Source organism: Pedobacter sp. ok626, assembly GCF_900100435.1.
Lineage (GTDB): Bacteria > Bacteroidota > Bacteroidia > Sphingobacteriales > Sphingobacteriaceae > Pedobacter.
The window spans coordinates 44509-60461 of the sequence record NZ_FNEX01000006.1; the positions used below are offsets into that span (position 1 = coordinate 44509).

Consider the following 15953-nt stretch of genomic DNA (forward strand, 5'->3'; position numbering starts at 1 on the left):
ATATAATGATATAAAATCAATTTATAGCTTATTTCTAAACTGGCTTTTACTTGTTGTGAATATTATTTATTAAAAATTATCACATATAGTTATTTATAAAAATTAATTAATTATATTTGTTTAGTTAAAAGATAATTATGAAAGAGATACTAGAAATTCTCCAAAGAATCGAAGGAAGGCTTGGTCGGATCGACGAAAGATTGGATCGGATAGAAGGAAGGCTTGATCAGCTAGAAATGAGAATGGATCGGCTGGAAGGAAGAATGGATCAGCTAGAAATGAGAATGGATCGGCTGGAAGGAAGAATGGATCAGCTAGAAATGAGAATGGATCGGCTGGAAGAAAGAATGGATAAACTGGAAGTGAGAATAGATCAGCTAGATGCAAGAGTGGATGAACTTTCTTTAAAAGCGACAGAAATATCGGTGAATGTGGTAAATATCTTTTTGGAACTCAAAAAGATAAACATTACTACGCATTACGAAGGTGAGTATGAGAATCTAAAAATCATAGCACCTTAACTGCCTGTTTCTTCTTGAGTCTTTACGGTTGATGTAAAATCCAGCGGATATTTCATGACTGCCGTAATTGTAATCACGCAATTTGTTAAGCGAGTAATCGTAGGAGTAACCGATTCGCATATTTTGTGAGGTATAAACCTCTAGAATTGCACCAATAGCATTTTGTTTAGTTAAGCCGTTTGGCAAGTAATCTTTTTTGTAAAAGTCGATGGAAGTCCGGTAAAAGCCACCAATCCAAACTCTTTCTTTTAACAATACAAAAACATTTAAATCTAAGGACGATGGCCCTTTGGTATCATCTTTAATTAAGAGCATTGGTTTTAGTTGTACATCTTCATTTAAAGGAAACATGGCCCCTGCAGTAAAGTAAAAGTGCGGCTGCGGAACCGGTACCATCATATTCTCCGTATTCTTTTTTGCCATGTATTTTGCCAGGACATTCGTCGCAGATAAACCAGCAAAATAGGTTTTATTGGCATAGTAAATCCCAAAGCGTGCATCAGGTACGGTATTGGTTTGCGAACCTATAGGGATCAATTCATCACCAGGTTTATAACCTTCCAGTTTATTGCCATCCAGTCCAAGCTGCAGGAGTCCAGCTGCTATTCCGAAAGCGAGTTGAGAAGCTTCATTGTCGCCCAGCCTGATGCGGTAAGCATAGTTTGCATAAGCGCTGAGGTAACTTTGAGCACCCAGTTGATCATTAGAAAGGATCAGTCCTAAACCTACATTCCCATCATTAAAGGCTCCATCGGCGGCTACCGAAAAACTTTTGGGTGCACCCTTAACACCATCCCATTGAGATCGGTAAAAAGATTGGATATAAATGTCATCCTTATAGCCAGCGTAAGCAGGGTTAATGTGTATACCATTAAACAGGTATTGCGTAAACTGACTATCCTGTTGTGCTCTTGCACTGAACAGAAAGCTGGAAATAAAAATAAGGAGTGTAATTTTCTTCATGTTATTTGCTTCGGAGAATCGTGACAAATCCTTTATAAACTTCCCATTTGTTAGTTGCAGATTTTACTTTTAGCAAGTAGAAATAGGTACCCTCGCTAAGTCCTGTAGCTGCCCAATCATTTTGATAACCTTTCTTTTCGTAAACAGTACCACCCCAGCGATTCACTACGGTCAACTCGTTGGCCTCATAAAACTCTAGCCCTGGTATTTGGAAAGTGTCATTTAAGCCATCGCCATTAGGTGTAAAAACATTTGGGATGATTATACCTACTATTGATTTGCTGTCGGTAGAAGTATTGTTATTTAGATTAGGGTCGGTTTCCAGAGCTGTTACCGTAGCTGTATTTCTGATGATTCCAGATTTTATGGCTTTAACTTTTATCTTCAAGTCGGCCATTTGTCCATTCTTTAACTGATCAATTTCCCATAAAATGGTACTAGTGCCCTGGTTGTATCGGGCCATTCCCAATACTGGATTGATCAGCTGTTCGAAAGTTAATTCTGGCGGCAGAACATCTTGGACTTTTACAAATGTAGCATCAGCAATTCCGTTATTTTTTACCTGTATCAGGTATTCAAAAGTTTCGTTGATGGTCAAAGATCTGGATTCCGAGTTTTTATTGATCATCAAGTCGGCAGTGAGTAACGAGGGAGGAGCGATATTTACGACAATAGGGTCGGAAATATCCGAAGCACAGCCGGCTGCATTGAACGATACCACTTTGTAAGTTCCTGTAAGTATAATCGTGTAATCGGCCGATGTTGCGCCGGTAATGACTACATCATCTTTTATCCATTGGTAGGACGCAGCATTAACAGAGTTGGCTTTTGCCTTAAGTGCAGCTCCATACGGGAGGTTTACTGTTTGGCCGGAACCATTGGCTTGCGCAAAGCCTGCCGTTGCGCTAAGCAACAGCAGGCTAGTTACGAAACCTTGTTTTCTGTTAAACATGAACTACAATAGATGAATAGTAATACCTACTTACCAGGTTCCTGGCGCGGCTGGTGTAACGGTTACTGTAGGTTTAACTGCTTTTGCAAGTACTTTAACGTCATGGTCTATAGAAGTTCCGCAATATTTGTTGCCATTAAGCAGGTAACCAACTTGTAATCTATAGGTTGTTGTGATGTCTGAAGTGGTTTCATTTAGTAATGTCGGTGTATAAGAGGCTGATGTAGCACCTGGGATTGCGGTTGGTACATTCGCAACTACTGTGTACCATTGATAAGCAAAAGTGTTTACCGCATCAGTAGAAACAGCAGATCCGGCAAAGGCACTGGCTGCTGCATTTTCAGAACAGTAATCTAAAAATGTAAATGCTGCGGCTATAGGTGCAAATTTATATACAGGAATTTCCTGAGGCAGCGACTCGCAGGATCCAACTGCCGTACCTTTGCTGATTAAGTAGTAATATCCTGTCTGCAAGTCAGCTGCTGCAACAGTATTCCCCGTTAGGGTAACCCCAGTATTAGGAGTCGTGGTAGAGGTTGGACTATAACGTACAATCCATGTGGTGTTCACTGCGGGCGCTCCAAAATCAAGAGGGCTATCAGAGCACATCAGGGTTACACCAGCAGTTGCTGGAGTTACCAACTGAGCAGATGTTTTTAAAACGTTTCCTAACAGTACCACTACCGCTACTAATAAAATTTTTGTAATTCTTGTTTTCATGTTTTTAGTTTTAAGAGTTAATATTGAGAATTTGTTATGATGACTATATGAGGAGAGGGCGGTTTAGGGTTTATGGTAATTGTAAGTACATTGGTATTGGCCGAACAAGCCAGCGTATTTAAGGTAGATGTGTCGATTCTGCGGTAATAGGTAGTTTGATTTAATGCTGTTGTTTCAGCGTAAGTAGCAATTGTTGCGTTGGTAATATTGTTAAAAGTGATATTGTCAGTTGATTTTTGCCATTGATAGCTGATTGTTCCTGCTCCTACACCTACACTGGCGCTGAAAGCAGCAGGGGTGTCTCCATGGCAGATGGTTTGATTTGTTGCGATTGTGCCGGGGGTGATGGTATTTACAGTAACAATAACTGGTACTCTTTCTGATTCTGCGGAACAGCCCGTTTTAGCTGTGGCCACGTAGTAAGTGGTTGTAGCAGTTAAGTTTGGACTAGGTGTATAAGTATTGGCAGTTGTTAAGGCTGAGGTAGCCGTTAACGAACTGTACCAACGTAATTCATTACCTGAAGCAGGTGCAACTGGAGTCAGTGTTATAGGACTTCCTGAGCATATCGTAGGATTTTGAAGGGCTATGGTGTTAAATGTTGGCTTTGCAGGTGTTTGTTGTACTTCATGGAGATAGAAGTTCTGTAAAAGTTGGGCGACAGCACCTGTCGAAAGTTCCAGCCTGTCAAAGCCAACAGTTGTTGAAGGAATGTAAGAGGCAGTATACCTTGTGTTATCTCCTAATAATCCAAGTAGACCTAGGGAGAGTAGGGAACTTACTTGCATTGGAGCACCTACAGTAGCCGCACCATTATAGGCCTGTAGTGTAATTCCATTAAATAATCCAAGGTCTAATAAAGGGGCTTTTGGCACAGAAAATGTAATGGTCGCAGCATCTCCCGGGTTTGATACTTTAGAAAAATATACAGTTTGCTTTATAACAGACAGTACGCCTAATAATCCAACCGAGAGGGTCGATTTAGTGTCTAAATCGCCATCAATAGCAGCATTAGGCGTAATCACATCACCCCCTAACGATATTCCAGTTACAGCTGTCGTTGTGTAAGTTGGTGCACCGCAGGTTGGATCAAACATGTAAACATCAAATACGTCTGCTTGTGCAGTAGCAGGATTTCCGGATAATAAACCTGTCGCCTCTGTAGTTACCAGGATCTTGATGGATGTAAAATCATTGGTAACAGGAAATATAAAATAACCATCAGTAGTTGCCAATGTTGATAATGCTGATGCGGCTCCTGCTGCTATACCTCCGTTAAAACCCTGTACGGTTACCTGTGTCTTAGCATCGGTTCCAAGTATGGCTGCAGAATTTGAAGCGTTGATTTTTAAAAAGATCTGATTACCTGTTTTAGGTGTAATTGTTCCTGAAAAATTTAAAATTAAGTAAGCAGTACTTGGTTGACCTGCTCCACCAAGTACTCCTGATCCAGAGGTGCCACTTGTAGCCTTAACAGAAGCAGAATTTGTATAATCTGTATCATTAAGGTAAGCCGGGTTGAGTATGCTATAGAACCCTGGGTTTCCGGCTGCTCCCAAAGTCCCCGCAGTGCCGGCTGCTCCATTAGTACCTCCTGTATTGGCGGGCGGCGGACCGATATAGGCGGCTCTAATTTTAGTATACTGCCCCTTAACCTGCCCCATACCAATAACCATTACTATTAAAATTAATAGTAACACTGCGGCGTACGCGGATATTCGGTTTAGTTTAAACGAGAGCCTGAGCATAACGATAAAACTAAGACGAAAAGAACACTTTCATTCTGTTCATCTTGTTCACTCTGTTCAGTTTTCTATTGCTATTCTTTTGCTATCCTTTTGCTATTGTTTTGCTATCCTTTTGCTCAGGCTATAGAAAAGCAGGTTAATGGCTATATTACAGCACTTTGATTGCAGAAATATTACCAAGGACAGTAACAATAACGACAGGGATTTCTCTAACTAATAAGAAAGAGACAATGAAGTCTTGGTTAAATAATTAGCAATGGCAAAATTAACAAATGGCATCCTGGGGCCAATCCTGGGGAAAATCGAAAATTTGGTAGGCTACATAAGATTAGGAGTACCCGTGATCAGGATGAGACCGAGAAAGCCTAAAAAGAAGATAAAGAGAAGTGATGGACAGAAAGCGGTGAACTTAAAGTTTAGAATTGTAAAGTCGTTCATTTCTATTGTCAGTGAATTTGTAAATGTTGGGTATAGGCTGAATGCGCTTGGAACTACAAAAATTGCTGAAAACAATGCGACCTCTTATTTGCTCAAGGAGGCTATTGTGGGAGAGTATCCTGATCTTGCTTTAGATTTTAGTAAAGTGAAATTATGTAAAGGTAAATTGCCGCCACCTGTAAACGCGACCGTTGAACTGGAAGGAGATTTCTTAAAGTTTAAATGGGATGTGAACCCAAACTGGAATAGGTTTTTAAAAAGAGATCAGGTCATGCTATTGGCTTACAGTCCGGTAAATGAGGTGGCCGAATACGTATTGAGTGGCGCCCGAAGATCGGAAGGCGCGGATGTGCTACCTGTTAACATTGTACGTGAAGATAGTTCCTGGGTTAAAAAGGACGCTTATCTGGAAACGTACATGGCCTTTATCTCTGACGATAGGCAAGGTATTTCAGATAGCATTTACGTAGGCAAAGTTATGATATAGACATTTACCTACGTAAATAGGTCAGATCATTTCGGATGCAGTCCCGATATGATCTGACCTAAGAAGGTTGCACCTCCAATAGCTTCATTGATGTCAAATGCGCCAAAGCCCAACATCATATGACTTACCTTTTCTTTGGTTTTTTCGTTACTTGGATGGTAGGGAATAGGTACACCCATTTCTTCAACTCTGTCCAGCACCATATTCAAGTCAATTACTTCATCAAACTTTAACCAAAAGGTTAAACCATTTTGAGGAATATCATACTCGACATACTTTTCCAAATGTTGCTGGAGGATATCGTGTAACTCATTCCTGTAAATTTTTGACTTGAGTCTGATGTCACGACCGTACTCCAGTATATCACCATTCTTCACCATTTCGGCGATCGCCTTTTCCTTAATGACGTCTCGGTTTTCGATAGACTGTTTTGGTAGGGACTGCATAGCCATAATAAACTGAGTAGGCGCTACAACCAGTCTAAGTGCAGTTGTTTCTGGTGTGGCCTTGCTTAATGCACCCATATAGATGACAAAACCACCATGATTACGGCTAGCCAGCGACCTAAAAGGCGTTTTGCCATACCAAAATTCATGATCATCTTCTTCTTCAATAATGCATACTCTATATCGCTTTGCCAATTCAATTAACTTATTGCAGTCCGAATCGGTTAATGAATAGCTTTCAGGATAGCTGCATTGCGGGCGGATGTGTATCGCCCTCACTTTGGTCTTTTTTAATAATTGTTCTACTCTATCTAAAAAATCGGAATGTTTGCGATCTATGAGTTGTACAGTTGCATCACTTTTTTCCAGGGCAATGGCCAATTTTAGATCGAAAGGAGAGGTGTTGATTACCAAATCGCCGGGACTAAGCAAGCATTGGAACATTCTGTTCAGACTACTTTTTCTGCCATGAACAATTTCCAACATGTCTTGCTGTAAGCCAAACCCCCTTTTACGGTTTAAGTGATCTATTACAGCGTCCTTTAATTCCTTGCTGCCAAAAGTCTCAATAAGTTGGGCTTGTGTTAAGTTTTTACTGCCTAGTAGAGTGGTCGTGTAATAGGCTAAGAATTTTTCATCAGGGAAGGAGGCCGGACTAGGAAAATCAGTACCAACACCAATAAAGTTCGGTGTTAGTCTTTTCGTTTCCTCATTTTTATTTTTGATAGGCATCCCAGCCGAAAAACGTTCTGTAAAACCAGATTCTTTGTGGTCAAGATCTTCGTTAGGATTGTGTTTTGAAATTGAAGTTGCTGAGCCAGGATTACTGGTTAGCCAATAACTATCCATAAGTTTTGTATAGGCTCTTCTTACCGAGCTTTCGCCTACCTTATTCAGTTTCGCCAGCGCCCGGTACGAGGGAATAAAATCCCCTGCTATTAGATCACCTGATTTGACGGCTTGAATGATAAAATCGACGATTTGGCTGGTACATTTAGTTTTATCTAAACCCGGAATGAGCCAATCAATGGAATATTTATTTTTCATGATTTGAAAGCGTTTTTAAGAGAGTAATTTGTTGTTAAACAAATGTAAACTAAAAGATTATAAAAAAGAAGAAGAAAAGTGAGTTCAGTAAAAATCGTATAAGTGAGTTCATATAATTTCATTTTGACTACAGATCTTTATATGGTTTTTCAAATTTTTATATATCATGATCTATTACAGCAAGACTACCCAATTGGTTGCCAATCTTTTTGCATTACTCTTTATTATAGCCGCAGGTGTTCAGTTTATGCATCTGGATAAATTTGAGGCTCAGCTTGAGGAATTTCCCATTCTTTCTTCTTTTTCTTTAACACTATCCTGGTTTATTCCTGTAATTGAAATTGCTATTGCTGTGTTGTTGTTTAAGCGAAAAACAAAGCTGTTCGGGCTTTATGTTACGAGCTTTTGGTTTGTGTTTTTTTCTTTTTACATCATGTTTCTATTAACTGCCAGCACGTACGCGCCTTGTGCTTGCGGCCATTCATTTTTTACTATGAGCTGGGAAAACCAGCTATTGTTTAATACAGCTTGCATATTGATTTCTGCAGCTGCGCTATCTTTTAACAAACCCAATACCTATGCACTCTCACGTCAAACTAAATTTAAAGCCCATTTTAACAATTAACCTATCAACTAATGGACTACAAAATTTAAGCACTTTTCCTTTAAAACTGGGTGAGGCCAGTTATTATACCATGGATGATGGTATTTTACTCCTCCAATCTCTCGACCATTACCTGGCGCATATTCATTTGTATGAATATAAAATAGAAAAACATGCGCTTGTAGATCTAGAGATTACTGAAACTTCTTTTTTCATGGTAGCTACGCTGGATGGCTGCGCTATACTTTATAATGAGGCCGATGAAATGGTCTCAGAAGTTTTTGGTAATTCCTGCAGATTGGTTTGCCTTAAACCCGGAAAATATAAATGCAGCGTCATGTGTGGCGAGCATCAAATACAATTACTGAATATATGGCCAGAATGGCTAATCAAAAAATACGGCGCACTAGAGGAGTTACGAGAACTTATCGCTTGTTATGATGACTACGAATTGGAAAGCTTTAGCTTACCAGGCTTTAGTATCGGACATCAGGTGTTTACCGGTCTTAGAACAATGAACAAAGGTATAGGCTTTAGAGATCTGGATAATGACATGCACACTTTTGTGAATGACTGTATCAGCAGATATCTGGTGAAGCTACACGACAGCATTCGTCAGGCAAAGAACCAGGAACTCAAGGCCCGGGAAATAGGTGAATTTGTAACTGCGAATTTCGCAAGTAAAATTGTTGGCGATGAGCCCGCTCTGGCCAGTCATTTCATGATCTCTACAACTATGTTGATCAGACTGGCCAAACTTTATTTCGGCAGACCTTTACACCAACAGGTGATAGAGTTGCGCGCGCACCATGGTTTGAAAATGCTTTTAGCCACTCAATATACTGTACAAGAAATAGCCACAAGGGTAGGTTATGATGATCCCAAGTATTTTAGCCGCCTATTTAAAAAGAGATTTGGCATTACGCCAAATGAAGTTCGCATCTGCGTGATTTAGTCTGGAGGTGGTGGATTTTTCTGGCAAGAGGGATAGCATAAATTTGCTATATTTTGCCAGAAAAGTCCAATTGATCTTAAAAAAAAAGTCCCGAATTTTGAGTTAACACGATATTTTGGTTACCAGTAGTTTATTGAAATCTTTTTAATCAGGAATATATGATACCATGTGAAAATGAATCAAACAAAGACAGATTAGAACGGATCATCAGGAATGAAATTCTACCTAAATTAGAATCAATTGTTGGCGCTCAACTCTCAGAATTTGTCGATTTATTGCTGCAAAGCTGTAAATTAAAAAACTATGCTAAAGATCAGTACCTCGAAGAAAGCAGGTCTTTCGAAGATGGAAAACTGTTCTATATAATCAGCGGCATCGCCCGCACCTTCTATTATGATCCATCTTGTGATAAACCTATCATTTCCAGAATCTGGAAAAAGCATGATGTGATATTTGATGTGAATAGCTTTCAAAATGAAGAGGATCGGGCGGAAACCGTTCAGATGCTGGAAGATGGAGAACTGTTGACTATAGATTATTACAGCTTAAAAAATTTACTGAATGTTTTTCCAAAAATGGCTCACTGTGTAATGTGTCTCCAGGCAGAACGTGAAAAGTATGCGATGTTTTATCAGCGCTTGTTAAAACTGAGTGTCGAAGACCGGGTTCGATTGTATCTTAATGATAATCCAACCTTAAGTAATAGAATTAATAAAGATTGTATTGCAACGCATCTGGGCGTTTCCAGGAGTAAGTTTAGTAGTGCTTATGCACTATATAAACAAGATAAAAACAGGCAGCTGGCCTAATGATTTAAATGTTCCAAAAGGGACACCTATTTGTCTCTTTTGGAACAAGGCTCCCTTAAAAACCTCCCCATATTTGGTATAACAAAACGCTAATACTCAAAACTATGAACGCTGATAAAATCATCGATTTCCAGAAGTCTGAAAGATGTGACGTGATGGATGAAAAACAGAGTTCGTATTACATTACGCTTGAACAAACGAGTACTACGCCGAGAGATCTTTTTATGTGTGAATACAACTGTGATGAAGAAGAAGTTAAAAATGAAGAACACAACATCTGCTTTTATGGTGGAGCAGAGAGTTATCATGGTTTGTTTATTTCGAAGGTATTTGCAGATACGGAGGCAGAGGCTTTGAAAAGAGCAATCAAACTAAGGAATGAAGCGATTGCAAAAGGGGAGTGGGGCCTGGCCTGGGAAAGGTATAAGGTACAGCAATCGCGAATGAATAAAAGAAGTTGGTAATACAAATGAAACCAAATTATATACAGTTTTTACTCTAAGGAAGGCCGAGGGCTAATCTGATGGACTATTGGTCCCGGTCTTTTCTTCGATGTTGAGATTGAAATTACTGGAGATGGATGATGAAGCGTTTGAATAAATTAAAATAAACAAATGACTAAGATTCTAAAAATGGAAACAACAATGAGCAAACAATCAAAAAGTTGGTTTTCGGGTAAAACCAAAAGAACCATTGTTGACATTATAATCTATTTGTATGTACTCCTGTTTTTATATGCCGCAACAAGCAAGCTGATAGAGTATGATAAATTTCAACTTCAGATAAGTAAATCGCCAATCATCACAGACTTTGCATACATATTGGTCTGGATGGTACCAGCCCTGGAAATTATCATCTCTATTATGCTGCTCATTAAAAAAACACTTATGCTGGGATTATATGCTGCTTTTGGTTTGATGTGTTTGTTTACGGCTTATATCTACGCGATTTTAAACTTTACCGATACCATTCCTTGCTCATGTGGCGGCGTATTGGAAAAGCTAGGCTGGACTGAGCATTTGATATTCAATATTGGATTTGTGGTCTTAGCATTTTTAGGGATTTTGTTGCAAACAACTATAGAAAAGAAGACTTTGTAAAGTCTATAAGATATTCTTTTGGCCAAATGAATCAGGGGATGCTGAAAACCTGTAACCGACAGAGTAAGCACTTAAACAATAAATTTAAAAACATGAAAAAATTATTTTTTACCGCCCTTGTAGCAGTAGTTGCTGTAGGCGGAGCATTCTCTGTAAATGCAACTACTTATTATAAATTAGATGGTAGTGTTGCTGTTGAATGTCTACAAGATGCCGACATTCAATGTTCGGAGTATGTTAGTGCAAATGGTCCTGTTTACATTTCTCCAACTCCTGCAAACGATCCAACTAGAGCACAACCTTCTTCACTTATTTTAGAAAGTACCTTTTACAATCAATAATTAGCAAAAAGGCCAACAGTAACGGTTGGCCTTTTTGCTTAATAGCAAATTATTGACCTGAATTATGAAAAAGACAATGTTTATTCTTATTTCACTGTTATTGTTAGGCGTTCTTGGAGTGGTTATTCTATTTAATTATTCTACCAAAGGGGAAAATAGAGAAAATGGTTTCATTCGTACTTTTAGCGGAACAAAAGCTATATTAGAAAATAGCATTCGTCTTATGGAGGATAAGTATGACTTTGTTGGCTTACAAGACAAGTCAATACTTTTATATAGGCTTGAAAAGCCTTATGAAATTATAGAGATTGAATATGACCTCAAAAAAATTAAATATAGAACTCTTCGAATTCCTACTCATATTGGAGACTTCAAGGGGGTTAATACAGTCAGATCTTACCAGGATGCATTCTTTTTATTAAATGGGAAAAATGGAATGGCATATAAAACTGGTGAAAACAGTAAAAAAAATATTGCGAGATTGGATAGCAATTCATTTTATCATGCAGATTTAATTAATTCAAATTCCTTTCTTTTTATGAGTAGTAAATATTATCAAGGGATAAATAGACGAATTGTTGGGAAAGTTAATTGGAAAGGCACTAACCGAATAGACTTTATGCCAGAGAAACAGATCGATGGCATATTTTCTACAGACGGTCAAGTAAAATATGATAAACCCTCTAATGTCATTGTATATATGTTTTATTTTAGAGGTGTCTTTATGTGTTTAGATACAAACTTAAAAACGATATACCAAGCAAAGACAATAGATACTGTGAAGTATGCAAGACTAACGACAACAACAACAAAGCTATTTTACGGAAAAGATACCATCCAAAAAACATCAACACTAGGGAGGCCATTACTTGTAAATCGAAGATTTTGTATTTTCAAAGAGCATATTTATATCCATTCATACCTAAGAGCAGATAATGAAAGTCCCGATGAATTTGGAAAATCAGGAACAATAGATATTTATGATCTCAAAACGGGAAAATATCTTCAGAGCTTTCATTTGCCAAGAGTAGGAAATCATAAATTAAGTCAATTTAGAATATATAAAGACAAGCTAGTTGGACTATATGGTAGTCAGTTGGCTGTATTTGTTATAAAATATAAAAATTAAAAGATATGAAAATATTAACTAATTGTGTTTTGTTGGCCTTGCTTCCTATAGGTACTTCAATCGCCATACCCTACTACAATTTAGCAGGGTATAAAGTTCTAGAATGTAACGAAATCTCAGATATCCAATGTTCATCTTTTGCAGTTATCAACGCCCCTCTTTATTATTCTGCTACACCGGCTTTTGATTTTACTAGACCGCAGCCGTCATTTCTAGAACTAGAAAACAGTTATTACAATCAATAATCTTTTAGAAATCTAAAATATTTATTGAAAGTAGGGTTAGTTATAATCTTTAATTTAAAATCTTGTTATTAGTGCTGTTCTAATCATTACATAATTTTTTCATTGGAATTGTTATCTATTTTTATCACTATTAACAAGACGTAAAATGATTTAGAATACACAAAGACAAGCTCGTTGGACTATAGGGTAATAAATTGGGTGTATTTACAATAGAGTATGAAAATTAAAAGATATGAAGACATTAACTAATTTCGTTTTGTTGGCCTTGTTTTCTATAGGTAGTTCAATTGGAGTACCCTACTATAATTTAGCAGGGAATAAAGTTTTAGATTGTAATGAAATTGGAGATATCCAATGTTTATCATTTACAGTTACAAATGGTGCTGTTTACATTTCTCCAACTCCAGCTAACGATCCTGCTAGACCACAGGCTTCAATGAATCAAGTAGAAAACAATTATTACAATGAATAATACTTTAGAAATCTAATATATTTATTGAAAGTAGGGTTAGTTATAACCTTTAATTTAAAATCTTGTTATTTAGTGCTCTTCTAATCATCGCGCTAATTTGCTCATTGGATTGATTATCTATTTTGGCAATTAATTTCCCATCACTATTAACAAGAAGTAAAAATGGAATCGCTGTTATTTTATAGTAATTCCATAACATTGGATGTTTAACACCTAAGGAACCAGTGTTTAGATTAATATGGTGTTTATCGGTATAAAGTCCAGAATTCATTGCCTTAAGCCAACGATCCTTTGTTCTATCAACACTTACACTGACAACTGCAAATCGAGGGTCTTCTGAAAATTCTGGAAAGACATTGTCTTTAAATTGTTTATAAAAAGCAGCACATCCCCCGCAACCTTCTCCATAAAAATCAATTAAAAAGACTTTTCCTTTTAAGTCATTTAAGCTTATCAAATTTCCAGATGTATCGGCAAAGGAAAAGTTGTAAATTTCACTTCCTTCTGTAAACAAAAGTTGCTTGTTAAGAGGCGTAAGTAAAAACGATAAATTTACAATTTTTAGTGCATCTTTTAAACAAGAATCTCTTTGAGTAAAGTTATTAATGCCCGTTCGTACCTCTGGATTCATAAACATATCTGCAATTAGTCGATCTCGCACATCGGTAAGACCAATGGCTTTCAGTGCATCGTATTGTTGCTTAAACGAATGTTTTTTACTCCCATTCCTTATATCCAGTTCGTTACTTAATTCTCTCCCTTTGTAACTAATAAAATTGTAGCTATATTTTATTAGTGTATTCTTTGAGACTAAATTTACCGATGGTATTTTTGATAAATAAAAATTGCCAATTCTAATTTTGCATTCTTGTGTTGTTGTTGAACAATACAAACGCCACAAGATTGTTAGTAACATAGATCTCGATGAGTCAAATTCAGCTCTACAAAAATTCTTTAACTCAGTATCTATGTTTTGACCATCTTTTGATAAGATGCTCTCATGATGTAACATGCTGGTTTCTGACATGTCATTCCACTCATTAATAATAGTATCGAGATTTTTTGAATCACAAAAAGTCGAAGCCATTATCTTTTTACCAAATTTAAAATATGAATTATTTAAATTTGTCCAAAGATTTGAATTCTCAGCTATCATCTGATATGCGATGGTATACTTATCTGCCCCCTTTCCGGAAAAATCTAATAAAATAGCACCCTGTTTTTTTTGAAAAAGGATCTTAACTTTATCGGAGGGTGCTACAAAATAATGTCCCTCTAACCGAATAATTTCGGTTCCATAATAAAAAACCAAATCAATCATAGCGATATGGTCCAATGCTGGCAAATCAACGTGATAAACTCCTTTTTTGGGTTTTATCGTTATTCTTTTAGAATCATATGTTTTAGAAATATTATTTTTCCGAAAAATCACAATTATACTGTCGGGCATTCTTTCATTAGATGCTGTCGGTTCCAATGAGAGAATAGGCTTTTTCATTGCGGTTTCTTGTGCTGTAACCGAACATATACCAAGTAACAGAAACAATAAGACATTTTTAATCTTTTTCATAGTCGTTAGATAATTGTGAGAATTAACTTAATAACCTAAATTTTGCTTTAAGTTTGGATTTTGGGTAATGTCATAAGCTGGAAAGGGATATAAGATATCGGTCTCTTGCCAAGTCTTTCCTTTTAAAGGAGCTAAAACAGATTTAGCTAGAGAATTTCTTTTAAGGTCTAGCCACCTATGCCCCCATTCTACAAAAAGTTCAAGTTGTCGTTGCTTGGCAATCTCGATCGTGCATAGATTTTGATTCAACCCAGTCAAAGGAGTAACCAATCCAGCTCTTTTTCTAATAACGTTAATGTCTTCCAGTGCCAACTCTGGTTGATCTAATTTAGCTCTTGCTTCTGCTCGAATTAGGTGTATTTCGGCTAATCGAATTACTGTGTAATATTCTGAAACTGAAGAAGATGATTTTATTTTGTATTTGAAAGGATAATAATATTTCCCGGTTGTATTAGTATATTCTTTAATCCATTTATATTTTCTGTTATCCCCTAAATCGAACAGTGGGATAAGATTAGGAGACAATGATACAAAAATTGGTGTCGCAGTTAAGATAAAGAGGCCTCCCTCCAGCGTGTTTGACCCAGCCTGTGGCATTAATTGCCAGATAGTCTCGGTACTGTTCTTCAGAAAGACTTTATCTAAATCATCTATGAGACTATAAGTCGTTTTTTGATCGATTATTTCTGATGCCTCTCTGGCGGCGAGTTCCCAATTTTCGTTATATAAATAAACCCTGGAAAGCAGTGCTTTTGCAGCCCACTTGTTTGGTCTGACTCTTTCGCCGCTAATATAGGTAGAAGACATTAGTTTTTCTGCATCTATAAGATCAGAAATAATTTGAGCATATACTCTATCTTTGCTGGATTTCCCTTCAATTCTGTTAACTCGATAATCGCTTGAAAGTGTGAGGGGTATTTCTCCCCAAAGATTAACTAGATAAAAATAGAAAAATGCTCTAATAAACTTCGCTTCGCCCTCCAATTGCATTTTTGTAGCTTTACTTACCCCATTGGATGCCGCCAACCCTTCCAAAATTGAATTGGCCGTATAAATGTAACTATAAGGGGTAGACCATAAAAGTTGTATTATAGATGAATTTTTATCGACTTGTGCCTGATAAAATCCAGCTAACTCATCTGAATATGATATCAATTCATCTGCTGAAACTCCTGCTATTGTTGTTATTGATGAATAATTTCCTGAACTAAAATTTGAAACAGCCATTCTACTGTAAATTCCAGTTATGGCAGAGGTTGCAATTATGTCATTTTCAAAAACTTGATCCGGTCTTATCTTATCTTTAGGTGGGTCAATTTGTAAAAAATTTTTGCAGGAATAATTTACTGATATTAGCAATACCATACAAAATGTCAGGTTTTTAGATATAAATTTCATAATATTTT

General features: G+C 37.2%; 17 protein-coding genes. 10 read left to right on the plus strand and 7 right to left on the minus strand.

Annotated features, from left to right (window positions below; all coding sequences use genetic code 11):
- Window positions 1–137 precede the first annotated feature (137 nt).
- Window positions 138–521, plus strand: a complete 384-nt coding sequence (locus BLS35_RS10130; protein ID WP_090780507.1) for a coiled-coil domain-containing protein — start codon at window positions 138–140, stop codon at window positions 519–521.
- Here BLS35_RS10130 and BLS35_RS10135 read toward each other — a convergent pair.
- The 4 genes from BLS35_RS10135 to BLS35_RS10150 are packed head-to-tail and all read right to left on the minus strand — an operon-like array spanning window position 501 to window position 4832.
- The gene (locus BLS35_RS10135) at window positions 501–1484 is read right to left on the minus strand and encodes a PorP/SprF family type IX secretion system membrane protein (RefSeq protein ID WP_090780509.1); all 984 of its coding nucleotides are present in this window, start codon (window positions 1482–1484) and stop codon (window positions 501–503) included. The two genes, BLS35_RS10130 and BLS35_RS10135, sit on opposite strands and share 21 nt — an antisense overlap.
- A 1-nt stretch (window position 1485) precedes the next feature.
- Window positions 1486–2436: a T9SS type B sorting domain-containing protein gene (locus BLS35_RS10140; protein ID WP_090780511.1), complete on the minus strand. Its 951-nt coding sequence runs from the start codon at window positions 2434–2436 to the stop codon at window positions 1486–1488.
- A gap of 30 nt (window positions 2437–2466) precedes the next feature.
- Window positions 2467–3156 carry a hypothetical protein gene (locus BLS35_RS10145; protein WP_090780513.1) on the minus strand — a complete coding sequence of 230 codons (690 nt, stop codon included), beginning with the start codon at window positions 3154–3156 and terminating at the stop codon, window positions 2467–2469.
- Window positions 3157–3173: 17 nt separating this feature from the next.
- Window positions 3174–4832: an immunoglobulin domain-containing protein gene (locus BLS35_RS10150; protein WP_090780515.1), complete on the minus strand. Its 1659-nt coding sequence runs from the start codon at window positions 4830–4832 to the stop codon at window positions 3174–3176.
- A 328-nt stretch (window positions 4833–5160) separates the two neighbouring features.
- Here BLS35_RS10150 and BLS35_RS10155 point away from each other — a divergent pair, with 328 nt between their 5' ends.
- Window positions 5161–5829 carry a DUF6266 family protein gene (locus tag BLS35_RS10155; RefSeq protein ID WP_090780517.1) on the plus strand — a complete coding sequence of 223 codons (669 nt, stop codon included), beginning with the start codon at window positions 5161–5163 and terminating at the stop codon, window positions 5827–5829.
- Between the two features lie 26 nt (window positions 5830–5855).
- Here the strand turns inward: BLS35_RS10155 and BLS35_RS10160 are convergent, their stop codons facing one another.
- Window positions 5856–7322 carry a GntR family transcriptional regulator gene (locus BLS35_RS10160; RefSeq protein ID WP_090780519.1) on the minus strand — a complete coding sequence of 489 codons (1467 nt, stop codon included), beginning with the start codon at window positions 7320–7322 and terminating at the stop codon, window positions 5856–5858.
- 166 nt (window positions 7323–7488) lie between these two features.
- Between BLS35_RS10160 and BLS35_RS10165 the strand changes: the two genes are divergently transcribed.
- The 8 genes from BLS35_RS10165 to BLS35_RS10200 all read left to right on the plus strand — a co-directional run bounded on the left by BLS35_RS10165 (window position 7489) and on the right by BLS35_RS10200 (window position 12977).
- The gene (locus BLS35_RS10165) at window positions 7489–7947 is read left to right on the plus strand and encodes a MauE/DoxX family redox-associated membrane protein (protein WP_090780522.1); all 459 of its coding nucleotides are present in this window, start codon (window positions 7489–7491) and stop codon (window positions 7945–7947) included.
- Window positions 7901–8881, plus strand: a complete 981-nt coding sequence (locus BLS35_RS10170) for a helix-turn-helix transcriptional regulator (RefSeq protein ID WP_132225958.1) — start codon at window positions 7901–7903, stop codon at window positions 8879–8881. Before BLS35_RS10165 ends, BLS35_RS10170 begins: the two co-directional genes overlap by 47 nt.
- Window positions 8882–9039: 158 nt before the next feature.
- Window positions 9040–9690 (plus strand): Crp/Fnr family transcriptional regulator, encoded by a 651-nt coding sequence (locus BLS35_RS10175; RefSeq protein ID WP_090780524.1) that lies wholly within the window; start codon window positions 9040–9042, stop codon window positions 9688–9690.
- A 104-nt stretch (window positions 9691–9794) separates the two neighbouring features.
- Window positions 9795–10154 (plus strand): hypothetical protein, encoded by a 360-nt coding sequence (locus BLS35_RS10180; protein WP_090780526.1) that lies wholly within the window; start codon window positions 9795–9797, stop codon window positions 10152–10154.
- 150 nt (window positions 10155–10304) lie between these two features.
- A complete protein-coding gene (locus BLS35_RS10185) occupies window positions 10305–10790 on the plus strand; it encodes a MauE/DoxX family redox-associated membrane protein (RefSeq protein WP_090780527.1) in 486 nt (161 codons plus the stop codon).
- 92 nt (window positions 10791–10882) lie between these two features.
- Window positions 10883–11131: a hypothetical protein gene (locus BLS35_RS10190; RefSeq protein WP_132225957.1), complete on the plus strand. Its 249-nt coding sequence runs from the start codon at window positions 10883–10885 to the stop codon at window positions 11129–11131.
- Between the two features lie 64 nt (window positions 11132–11195).
- Window positions 11196–12260, plus strand: a complete 1065-nt coding sequence (locus BLS35_RS10195; protein ID WP_090780532.1) for a hypothetical protein — start codon at window positions 11196–11198, stop codon at window positions 12258–12260.
- Between the two features lie 477 nt (window positions 12261–12737).
- On the plus strand, window positions 12738–12977 hold the full coding sequence (locus tag BLS35_RS10200) for a hypothetical protein (protein ID WP_090780534.1): 240 nt from the start codon (window positions 12738–12740) through the stop codon (window positions 12975–12977).
- 49 nt (window positions 12978–13026) lie between these two features.
- On the opposite strand, the gene BLS35_RS10205 is transcribed toward BLS35_RS10200, so the two are convergent.
- The gene (locus BLS35_RS10205) at window positions 13027–14547 is read right to left on the minus strand and encodes a TlpA family protein disulfide reductase (RefSeq protein WP_090780536.1); all 1521 of its coding nucleotides are present in this window, start codon (window positions 14545–14547) and stop codon (window positions 13027–13029) included.
- Between the two features lie 27 nt (window positions 14548–14574).
- The gene (locus BLS35_RS10210; RefSeq protein WP_090780538.1) at window positions 14575–15945 is read right to left on the minus strand and encodes a RagB/SusD family nutrient uptake outer membrane protein; all 1371 of its coding nucleotides are present in this window, start codon (window positions 15943–15945) and stop codon (window positions 14575–14577) included.
- Window positions 15946–15953: the final 8 nt, after the last annotated feature.

What these genes read in the sequence shown, in the direction of transcription:
- BLS35_RS10130 (WP_090780507.1), top strand. Translation starts at nt 138, where the DNA reads ATGAAAGAGATACTAGAAATTCTCCAAAGAATCGAAGGAAGGCTTGGT.
- BLS35_RS10135 (WP_090780509.1), bottom strand. Translation starts at nt 1,484, where the DNA reads ATGAAGAAAATTACACTCCTTATTTTTATTTCCAGCTTTCTGTTCAGT.
- BLS35_RS10140 (WP_090780511.1), bottom strand. Translation starts at nt 2,436, where the DNA reads ATGTTTAACAGAAAACAAGGTTTCGTAACTAGCCTGCTGTTGCTTAGC.
- BLS35_RS10145 (WP_090780513.1), bottom strand. Translation starts at nt 3,156, where the DNA reads ATGAAAACAAGAATTACAAAAATTTTATTAGTAGCGGTAGTGGTACTG.
- BLS35_RS10150 (WP_090780515.1), bottom strand. Translation starts at nt 4,832, where the DNA reads ATGGTTATTGGTATGGGGCAGGTTAAGGGGCAGTATACTAAAATTAGA.
- BLS35_RS10155 (WP_090780517.1), top strand. Translation starts at nt 5,161, where the DNA reads ATGGCAAAATTAACAAATGGCATCCTGGGGCCAATCCTGGGGAAAATC.
- BLS35_RS10160 (WP_090780519.1), bottom strand. Translation starts at nt 7,322, where the DNA reads ATGAAAAATAAATATTCCATTGATTGGCTCATTCCGGGTTTAGATAAA.
- BLS35_RS10165 (WP_090780522.1), top strand. Translation starts at nt 7,489, where the DNA reads ATGATCTATTACAGCAAGACTACCCAATTGGTTGCCAATCTTTTTGCA.
- BLS35_RS10170 (WP_132225958.1), top strand. Translation starts at nt 7,901, where the DNA reads ATGCACTCTCACGTCAAACTAAATTTAAAGCCCATTTTAACAATTAAC.
- BLS35_RS10175 (WP_090780524.1), top strand. Translation starts at nt 9,040, where the DNA reads ATGATACCATGTGAAAATGAATCAAACAAAGACAGATTAGAACGGATC.
- BLS35_RS10180 (WP_090780526.1), top strand. Translation starts at nt 9,795, where the DNA reads ATGAACGCTGATAAAATCATCGATTTCCAGAAGTCTGAAAGATGTGAC.
- BLS35_RS10185 (WP_090780527.1), top strand. Translation starts at nt 10,305, where the DNA reads ATGACTAAGATTCTAAAAATGGAAACAACAATGAGCAAACAATCAAAA.
- BLS35_RS10190 (WP_132225957.1), top strand. Translation starts at nt 10,883, where the DNA reads ATGAAAAAATTATTTTTTACCGCCCTTGTAGCAGTAGTTGCTGTAGGC.
- BLS35_RS10195 (WP_090780532.1), top strand. Translation starts at nt 11,196, where the DNA reads ATGAAAAAGACAATGTTTATTCTTATTTCACTGTTATTGTTAGGCGTT.
- BLS35_RS10200 (WP_090780534.1), top strand. Translation starts at nt 12,738, where the DNA reads ATGAAGACATTAACTAATTTCGTTTTGTTGGCCTTGTTTTCTATAGGT.
- BLS35_RS10205 (WP_090780536.1), bottom strand. Translation starts at nt 14,547, where the DNA reads ATGAAAAAGATTAAAAATGTCTTATTGTTTCTGTTACTTGGTATATGT.
- BLS35_RS10210 (WP_090780538.1), bottom strand. Translation starts at nt 15,945, where the DNA reads ATGAAATTTATATCTAAAAACCTGACATTTTGTATGGTATTGCTAATA.